This window comes from Treponema sp., from assembly GCF_024696245.1.
Classification (GTDB): domain Bacteria; phylum Spirochaetota; class Spirochaetia; order Treponematales; family Treponemataceae; genus Treponema_D.
This window is the reverse complement of sequence record NZ_JAILGZ010000124.1, coordinates 22,397-31,507: the sequence shown is the minus strand read 5'-3', so window position 1 is coordinate 31,507 and position 9,111 is coordinate 22,397. Positions and strand designations below refer to the sequence as shown.

Annotated in this window: 8 protein-coding genes; 4 read left to right on the top strand and 4 right to left on the bottom strand. The window is 37.6% G+C overall.

All coding sequences use genetic code 11. From position 1 onward, the window contains the following. Positions 1-208: 208 nt before the first annotated feature. The gene (locus K6D58_RS08710) at positions 209-1,141 is read right to left on the bottom strand and encodes a hypothetical protein (protein ID WP_296829800.1); all 933 of its coding nucleotides are present in this window, start codon (positions 1,139-1,141) and stop codon (positions 209-211) included. A gap of 121 nt (positions 1,142-1,262) precedes the next feature. Between K6D58_RS08710 and K6D58_RS08705 the strand changes: the two genes are divergently transcribed. Together K6D58_RS08705 and K6D58_RS08700 are read left to right on the top strand one after the other, a co-directional pair. Then, positions 1,263-2,270, top strand: a complete 1,008-nt coding sequence (locus K6D58_RS08705; RefSeq protein ID WP_296829797.1) for a hypothetical protein — start codon at positions 1,263-1,265, stop codon at positions 2,268-2,270. Positions 2,271-2,297: 27 nt separating this feature from the next. Then, positions 2,298-2,969: a hypothetical protein gene (locus tag K6D58_RS08700; RefSeq protein WP_296829794.1), complete on the top strand. Its 672-nt coding sequence runs from the start codon at positions 2,298-2,300 to the stop codon at positions 2,967-2,969. Positions 2,970-3,088: 119 nt separating this feature from the next. Here K6D58_RS08700 and K6D58_RS08695 read toward each other — a convergent pair whose 3' ends face one another. Then, positions 3,089-4,141, bottom strand: coding sequence for a PTS sugar transporter subunit IIC (locus K6D58_RS08695; RefSeq protein WP_296829791.1), 1,053 nt, complete (start codon positions 4,139-4,141; stop codon positions 3,089-3,091). Positions 4,142-4,489: 348 nt separating this feature from the next. Here K6D58_RS08695 and K6D58_RS08690 point away from each other — a divergent pair, with 348 nt between their 5' ends. Beyond that, entirely contained in the window at positions 4,490-6,553 is a 2,064-nt protein-coding gene (locus tag K6D58_RS08690; RefSeq protein WP_296829789.1) for a methyl-accepting chemotaxis protein, read from the top strand. Between the two features lie 3 nt (positions 6,554-6,556). Here K6D58_RS08690 and ilvY read toward each other — a convergent pair whose 3' ends face one another. Continuing rightward, positions 6,557-7,456 carry an HTH-type transcriptional activator IlvY gene (gene ilvY / locus K6D58_RS08685; RefSeq protein ID WP_296829785.1) on the bottom strand — a complete coding sequence of 300 codons (900 nt, stop codon included), beginning with the start codon at positions 7,454-7,456 and terminating at the stop codon, positions 6,557-6,559. Positions 7,457-7,609: 153 nt separating this feature from the next. Here ilvY and K6D58_RS08680 point away from each other — a divergent pair, with 153 nt between their 5' ends. Then, on the top strand, positions 7,610-8,449 hold the full coding sequence (locus K6D58_RS08680) for a hypothetical protein (protein WP_296829783.1): 840 nt from the start codon (positions 7,610-7,612) through the stop codon (positions 8,447-8,449). An 83-nt stretch (positions 8,450-8,532) separates the two neighbouring features. Here the strand turns inward: K6D58_RS08680 and K6D58_RS08675 are convergent, their stop codons facing one another. Continuing rightward, complete coding sequence (locus K6D58_RS08675; RefSeq protein ID WP_296829780.1) at positions 8,533-9,102, bottom strand: ANTAR domain-containing response regulator; 570 nt, start codon at positions 9,100-9,102, stop codon at positions 8,533-8,535. Between the last annotated feature and the right edge of the window lie 9 nt (positions 9,103-9,111).

The following is a 9,111-nucleotide window of genomic DNA, read 5'->3' as shown; positions in this document are numbered from 1 at the left end:
TTCCTGGAACAACTTGAATCTTACATTCATTATTTTAATTATGAACGGGATTCAAGCGTTTTAGATTTTCGGACTCCAATTGAAGTACGAATGAAAAGTATGGTAGCATAAAACTGTCCAAAAAATTGGGTTCAGTTCATGGGAGGATCAAACGAACGAAGGCATGCCTCTCTTAGCAATAAGAACAGTATCTATTTTTAAAACTCAGCTATTTAAGAAGAACAAAATCTGCAGGACTTATCCTTACAATCTGAGTAAGAGTCTGGTCCTTTAAGCCTGACATTTCTTCCGGAATGCTGGTAAAATGCAGCTTCTTTTTAAAGATAAACAAATCATTATTAACTTCTTCTGATTCAGTTTCGTATTCAGCCTTTAAAAGACCTGCTTTTGTAACAGTCCATTCAACTTCATTGGAAGAATTAATACTTTTTTCTATACGGTACATTTCTGCTTCAAAGGAATCAGCAGTCATATTTTTTATTGCACCATTGTAAACTGCAAGGTTGTCTTGCGGATCATAACTGAATTTAAGGGCATCCATTCCAATAATTCCATCTGAAGATATAAACTGGTAATGAGTATTAAAATAAGAAGGAGCTTTCTGAACCAGAGTAAACTTTTCTTCGTCTTCAGAGAATACAAAGGTTTCTTCGATAACTTCATCAAAAGTCATCTTTGCCATATCGCCCAGGTAAGTTGAATTCAATTCATCAAAAACTTTTCTTGAATCTTTGGAAAATTTCCATTCACTGGCTGCAATCTGCTGGTCAAACATTTTCTTAAGCCAGTTTTCATATTCCTGAGGGGAGTTTGTAACTTTTTTAGAAAATGCATCTGTTATTGTAATAATCTTTGTGTACAAAGTAGAGTTTTCTTCATCAACAGAATACCAGTCTTTACCAGCTAAAAGCCAGTTGCCTTCTACATCTGCAACGTAAACTTCTACACTTCCGTCTGTGCCAAATACGTATTTATTTAATACTTCATCTGAATAAAAAGTTTTTCCTGCAAAAGCATCCCTGCCCTTAGTTTGCGGCAATTCAGAAACAGGAGCCTGGGTTACAAGATTATCTGTACTTGAACACGCAGCCAGAATAAAACAAATCAGTGCTGTAAAAATGTAAATTCTATTATTTCTCATATAAATTTTATCGACTGAAAATATAAAAATCTTTATTTAACAAGCATATTTCTACTATTAAAAACGCCTTTATGTTGTTAAAATAGGCTTAATACATAAAAAGTCTTACAAGGAGAGAAGAATGAAAAAAATCGCGGTATTGGTTTTAGCATGCGCTGCTGTTTTTTTCAGCTGTTCAAAAAAATCTGATTCAGCTAAAAAAGCAGAAAAACCATCTGTACAGGGTGTAATGCTTTATGAAACAAGTCATTACTGGAAAGAAACTGACGAAGGTAAAATGAGATGGGTTGACAGCATTGGTAAGGGTGACGTTGTAAAAATTTACACCGATGCAAGTGGAAATCCAGAAACAAAAAAAGCTGTTCGTGAAGGTAAAACCGAAGAAGAAACTTTCTATCACATCAATATAGAAGAACTTGGTGACTACTGGACAATTGACTGGTACCTTGCTCCAAATGCAAGCCCTGCAGCAATTCTTGAAGAATGCTTTATCTTTACAGAACCAAAAAATGCTGCTGCTACAAGCAACAAACTTTCAAAATTTGAAATCGTTGGTGTTGTAGGCGAAGAAGAAAATTTTTACAAAATCTATGTACGTGACAACGTAAAATTAAGACAGAATGTTTACGTAGAAAAGAAATATGTCTGCAATCATGCAAATGATGTAGAAGCATTTAAGACATACAGACGTATTCCAAAATCAGAAGGTTCAACAACTGTTCAGACAGAAGTTCTCAACATGCTGATCAAGGACTATGCCCTTACTTCAAATACACCAAGACTTTGCGCTGAAGCATACAAGGCTCTTGCACTTCAGATGCTTACTGACGAAGCATCTTATGCAATTGATCTTGATTATGAAGATGCAATGGAAATAGACTCAATCCTCAGAGATCTTTATGATTCATCACTGAATTCAGAAAGCAGCTTTGAAGACGAAGACGAAGACGAAGATGACGGTTACTACGATTACGAAGGTGACCTTGATGAAGACATGGATTCTGATGACGAATACTATGAAGATGCTTCAGACGATTCAGATGAATACGATGTTGACTTCGATTCGGATGAAGAATATGAATACGATGATGAAGAATATGAATACGATGATGAAGACATCGAATACTAGAAAAGAATGTTTACAGGAGAAATAAAAATGAAAAAAATAGTTTCAGTAATTTTAGCAGCCCTTGCATTCTCTTTCTGTGCAGCTGCAGAAGATGTTCCTTTTTCTGAATCAAAATCAAAAGGAAACGGTGTTATCCTTCGTCAGGGTTGTGTTCTCTGGAACAAAGCCGATGATGGAAAAATCAAATGGGTAAGCGGTAAGTCAGGAAATGCTGATGCAGGAAAAACATTTACTGTTTCTTCAGAAGCAACAGCTACTCTTGTTTCAAGCTCCGGTGAATCAAAAGGTAATTTCTACGGAATCGAACTTGACGGTAAATCATATTACGTTCTTAAGAGCCAGGTTTGGGTTTCTGACAATGCTAAGCCAGCTATTAAGATTCGTGGAAACGTTGTTTGCCGCAGACCACTTCTTTCTTCATTCCTTGAAGAACCTGCACTTAAAAACCTTACAATTGGTGCTGTAGACGGTGAAACTAAAGGTAACTTTAAGGTATTCCACTACTACAATACAGCAAAATATCTTGTAGAAACTGTTTACATTCCAGTAGATTCAGTTTCTGATTCAAAAGCTGATCTTGAAGCAGTTGAATTAAGAGCTAAACTTGATGCAACAAAGGATGCAGACCTTAAGGCAAAGCTTATTGATATGATTAATACTTCTGCCTGCGCTGATGAATTAAAGATTAACTGGAATTAATAAAAAGGGAATATCCTGATAAAAAAAGGTGCACTTTAACTTTTACAGGTCAAAGTGCACCTTTTTTATTTTCTATTTAGTGTTTTAATTCAGTTTTTTTATTCACTTAAAAAATCAAATTACTCAGGAAGAGTAAGATCACCTTCTTTAATAAGTCCAAGCTTTCTGAAGGCAAGACCAAAGGCCCATGAAAGTACTCCAGGAAGAATGATACAAACCATAAGAAGACCAATCCAGTCAAAAACACCAGGGTTAATGTTCATAGCCTGATTAACAGGGTTATACCAGCCCGAAATTACACCAATAGGTCCAACCATTCCGCAGGTACCCATTCCGGAAGAAACGGCAGCACCATTCATTTCCATCTTAAAGATACATGTAGAAACAGGTCCTGTAATCATGGAAGTAAGACATACAGGAATCCACACAAGAGGATTCTTTACGATATTTGGCATCTGAAGCATGGAAGTTCCCAGTCCCTGAGAAAGAAGTCCACCCCAGCGGTTTTCCCTAAAGCTAAGAACGGCAAAACCAACCATCTGAGCACAACAACCTGCTACAGCTGCACCGCCGGCAAGTCCTGTAAGTCCAAGAGCTGCACAAATAGCTGCAGAACTGATAGGAAGAGTAAGGGCAATACCAACAATAAGGGAAACAAGAATACCCATCCAGAAAGGATGAAGCTTAGTTGTAAGCATAATAAGGTTTCCAACATAACTTGCACCAATTCCAATGTACTTTGCAAAAAGAACTGCAAGAAGAACACCGCCTACGATAGTTACGATTGGTGTTACAAGAATATCAACCTTTGTTTTTTTGCTTACCAGCATTCCAAGTTCAGCTGCAATAATTGCAATAAGGAGAACAGCCAGAGGGCCACCTGCTCCACCAAGAATATTTGTTGTAGCACCTACAGTTACCAGGCTAAAAAGAACAAGGGCGTGACAACCCATTGCATAGCCGATACCAACAGCCATTGCTGCTCCAACTACATGAGGATCACTGGCAAAAGCTCCTGCCTGTACAAGGAAAGTGAATACACAGTTAGTTCCAAGGCGGAGAAGCTGTGTTCCCAGTGTTTTAATGATAGTTCCAACAAGAAGTGAAGCAAAAAGACCCTGAGCCATACCGCTCATAGCGTCAATCAGATAACGCTTTACAAATTTGTTCATAACGAACTCCTTTAAATAAAGAAAATTGAGAAAAAATAAAAAAATAAATGGATTTTCAGTAGATTACTCGTCAATGTGTTCTTTGAGACTCTATGAACTCATCAGGCAGTGCTTTTCGTGCGAGGGATATCATTCTGCCGCCATTCATTGCAAACGTAAAATCTGTTGCCTAAATCTACTAAAATTTTATTAAACTTACAACAATTATTAAATATCTCAATATTTTATTTCAGTTATTTTCCGATAAATGATATACTATTGGCGAAAAATTTCTCAAATATCTCAAATCTGAGAATTTTTTTTAATTGCTACACAAGAAAGTCTCAAAATAGTCAGCATGGAGGAAAAATGAAAGCTAAAAAAAAGAAAAACTCGATTATCTCCCTTATTCTTGGAATACTGACGGTCAGCCTTATTGTTTTTTCTACAACAATAATCACCTTTACCCGTCATGAACTCTACTCAGGTCTGGAAGAATATTTTGTAAGCGAAATTGAAGATTATTCTTCAATAATGTCTGAAGAAATTGAATATACCCTGGAAAATGTAAAAAGTGTAAGTGATTTTGCTTCTAAAACCTACATTGAACAGATTTATAAAGCCGGAATGGAAGCAGGTCCTGATATTGCCAATATTATCTGCGAAAACGGCATAGACTACTTTAAAATGGAGACCTGTATTTTCTATGACGGTCAGGGAAACCAGATTTCTGACAAAAAATATGGTATTCCAAACACAGATTTCTTCCTTAAAAAGTCTTTAGGGGGAATTTCTTACTGTGATCTTGTAAAAGACGGCCCTAATATTTATGCAGTAGCAGCTTCTCCTATCAGGGGCGAAGAAGGTGATATTATTGGTGTTGTAGAAGTAAAAAAGAATACAACTAACCAGGACCTTATAGAAACCGTAATGGACTACACTGGCTGTAATGCTACTATTCTTGACGGTACAAAACGTGTACTTACCTCCCTTGAAGGTATGGAAGGTACAGAAGCTGACCCGGAAATCATAAAAGAAGTAAAAATGGGTGAACCGGTTGCCCTTCAGAATAAAATTAACAATAAAAAGTATGTTTCTTACTACTTCCCTTTATTCAACATGAATGGTGAATTCCTTACTACCCTCTATATAGGAAGACCAATTTCCGTTATTGACAACGTTGCCAGACAGATTTTTATTACCCTGTCATTTATTATGGCTTCACTTACAGCAATAATCCTTGTTCTTCTTGTATTCATCATTATTAAAAAGATTAAGGCACCACTTGGTAAGGTTCAGAAGGCTATCGACAACCTTTCTTCCGGTGATGCAGACCTTACCCAGCGTCTTCCTGTTAAAGGCAACAACGAATTCTCAAGGTTAAGCGGTGGTGTTAACAAATTTATTGGAATGCTCCACGAAATTATTAAGGATCTGGATATTGCCCAGACTTCTATTTCTAAAATCGTTAATGACCTTGGTTCAAACAGCCATGAATCTGCCAGTGCTACAGCTCAAATCATGGCAAATATTGAAGGTGTACGTAACCAGTCAAAGATTCAGTCAGAAGCTGTAAACAATACCTCCCTTGTTCTTGACCAGAGCTCGCTTAACGGTAAACAGCTGGCAGAACTTGTAGAAAAACAGACAGATGGTATTTCTGAAAGTTCAGCTGCCATTGAACAGATGCTTGGTAACATTAATTCCGTTACTGCTTCCGTAAAGAAAATGGCAGAAAGCTTTAATTATCTTAACGATACAGTAGATAACAGTAATACAAAACTTACTAAAGTAGACGAAAGGGTTAAGCAGATGTCTGAACAGTCCAAGACCCTTATGCAGGCTAACCAGATTATCAGCCAGATTGCTTCAGAAACAAACCTTCTTGCCATGAACGCCGCTATTGAAGCTGCCCATGCAGGAGAAGCAGGCAGAGGTTTCTCTGTTGTTGCAGACGAAATCCGTAAACTTGCAGAAGATTCAAGCAAGCAGTCAAAGAGCATTAATGCAGAACTTAAGGGTATTTCTTCTTCTATTACAGATGTTGTTTCCCTTTCTCAGGAATCCCAGGTTGCCTTTAAGGAAATCATTACAAACCTTAACTCAACCAACACCATCATCAGGGAAATTGACCACGCTATGGAAGAACAGGAAAGTGCTTCCCGCCAGATTTTCAATTCCCTGGGAGAAATGAAGGATCAGTCTATAGAAGTAAGGGATAAATCCGTTGAAATGTCTTCAAGCATAAATACCATTTCTACTGACATGCAGAAGGTTTCTCAGATTTCTGACACAATCTTTGGAAGTATGGACGAAATGGCTGCAGGTGCAAAAGAAATCAATAACGCTACACAAAACGTTTCTGATCTTGCAACTCAGACAAAAGATAACGTAACTATAATGAATGCTCAGCTTGGAAAATTTAAAATCTAAGCATTAAAGCTTATTCAGGGAGTGAAGGATTTCGGTAACGGCTGTTCTTACACGCTTTACTGATTCACTTCCTGAAACCTGAGCTTTCTGAACAAAACCAATGTCATAGTAACCAAGGGCATTTCCGGCACTATGATAAACAAATCCTTCCCTATAAGGCCCGTAATCAAGAACAATCTTTGGAACTAAACCAATACCTACACCTAAGGCAGCCAGTGCCATTACAGCTTCATTACCCTCTGCTTCTGCAGATACAACCGGCTTAACGTTACGGCTTTTTACCCAGGAATCAAATCTTCTGCGGGCAAGACCTGCTTTTGGAAGAATAAGGGGTACTGAAGAAACAATATCCTGTGGACTTCCGGCGATTTTTGTATAAGGACCATCACAGCTTGCGGCAAAAACCAGGGGGCTTCTGCTTACATGAACTGTGTCAAATTCAAGTTTGTTTTCGTATGGAATGGCGGCTACGGCAAGTTCTGCACGGCCTTCTTTAACTGCAGGAATGGCTAAGGCAGGGTCACCTGTTTCTATTGAAAGCTGAATGTGGGGATATTTTTCTTTAAGTTCACGGATAAATGGAGGCATAATTGAATAGCAGGCTGTAACGCTGGCAAAAACATGAAGCATTCCCCTTACTTCATCAGATTTGTGTTCAAAATCAAAGAGCAGTTCCTGTTTTTCTTCAAGACACTTGGATGCAAACTCAGCAAAACGCAGGCCGTCCTGTGTTAAAGACACTTCCCTGTTATTACGGTCAAAAAGCACAGTCCCGGTCTCTTCCTCAAGACGGGTTATAAGGCGGCTTAAGGCAGAAGAACTTAAGTTTACTTCCGAAGCAGCCTTTGCAAAATGCAGTTTTCGGCTTAATTTTAAAAAAGCCTGCAGTTCAAAGAAATCCATGAAGCTTATTTTATTAAAAATTAAAAGAAAAATTAAGTAGAAATCTAAAATTTGTTACTATAAATAGAAGTATTTACAGAAAGAGTTAAATTTCTTTATAAAATTCCGAAATTCAGATAGAATATATACTATAGAAAATTTTTTGGAGGACTTATGAAAAAAATTATTCTTGCTGCTGCAGTAGCATTTTGTGCAGTAAACGCTTTTTCTCTGGATCAGACAAAGCAGCCTTCCGGCAGAATCAATTCCTATACAAAAACAGAGTATACTGTAGCTTCTAAATTTGGTGACTACTTCCGTTCTGTAAATGCAAAGAAAGTTCATGTATTTGATAACACAGGTCTGGAAACATCAGTTTCTATTTACGATGCAAAAGACCAGCTTACAAATACAGTAACCTTTACTTACGATATCAGCCGCAATCTTCTTTCTTCAAGCTATACAGACATTAACGGCAGCGTAATTACAAAAACTGTTTATGCTTACCAGAGCGACGGACAGCTGGAATCTGAATCTGAATACAACGGAGCAGACAAACTTACAGGAAAAACCATTTACAAATATGAAGGAAACAAGATTATAGAAAGCTACTATGATGGTAACGGTGCCCTTCTTTCAAGAGTTATTTCTGTAACTGACGGCAATGGAAAAGTTAAGGAAAAGACATCTTATTACGGTGACGGAAGCTTTACTTCTAAAAAGCTTTACACTTACAACGATGCAGGTAATGTTTCACAGATTGATTCTAAAGAAGACCAGAACAAAACTGCTTCTAAAGAAATTTACCGCTATGATGCAAACAATGCCCTTACAGAAATCCAGACCTATAACGCTACAAACACACTGATTCAGCGCATTATTTACAAAAACGATGCAAAAGGAAACCCAACACGTATCAGTGTTTACGAAGTATCAGAAAAGTTTGGTGCTACTGCAAACGAACTTGTAGACATTACAGAATATTCCTACAAGTACGCAGCCGGTGCAAAATGATTTTGTAAATTAACAGATATTTAAACTAATAAGGGGAAGTGACTTCTATTAATCACTTCCCCATTTTTTTTGCCTGAATAATATTAATGTTCGTAAGTACGCAGAATGTTTTCTGCAGTTACAAGCCTTGTCTGCCTTAAATCCATACTCTGTTTTTCTATGTAACGCTGAGCCTGAGGTTCGGTCATCTTAAGAACCTGAATTAAAATCAGCTTGGCCCTGTCTACAAGACGAATCTCTTCTATCTTTTTCTGCAGCTTCTGGTTTTCGTTTTCAAGGAACTGAACACGCTTACGGCTGGCATTAAGAAGTTTAACTGCCTGATAAAAGAATTCCGGGCTAACAGGCTTAGGAACAGCAAAGACACCATAATCTTCTACAGTAGCAGCTATTTCGTAAACATCTTCTGCTTCTACAATAAGAATAATACCTGCCGTAGACTTTTCGGCTGCAGTCATTGAAAGCTCGTCGCCTTTTTCGTCAGGAAGAGGAGTATCTATAATTATTAAGTCAAAATCCAGTTCAGAAATATAACGGCGGGCTTCTGAGGCATTCTGAGAAATCGTAATCTTACCAAAAGATTCGCTTCTCAAAAGGTCAGAGATAATTCCCATAGTTCCGCTGGAATTACTGACAATTAAAACGCTGTCCACTTACTTTTA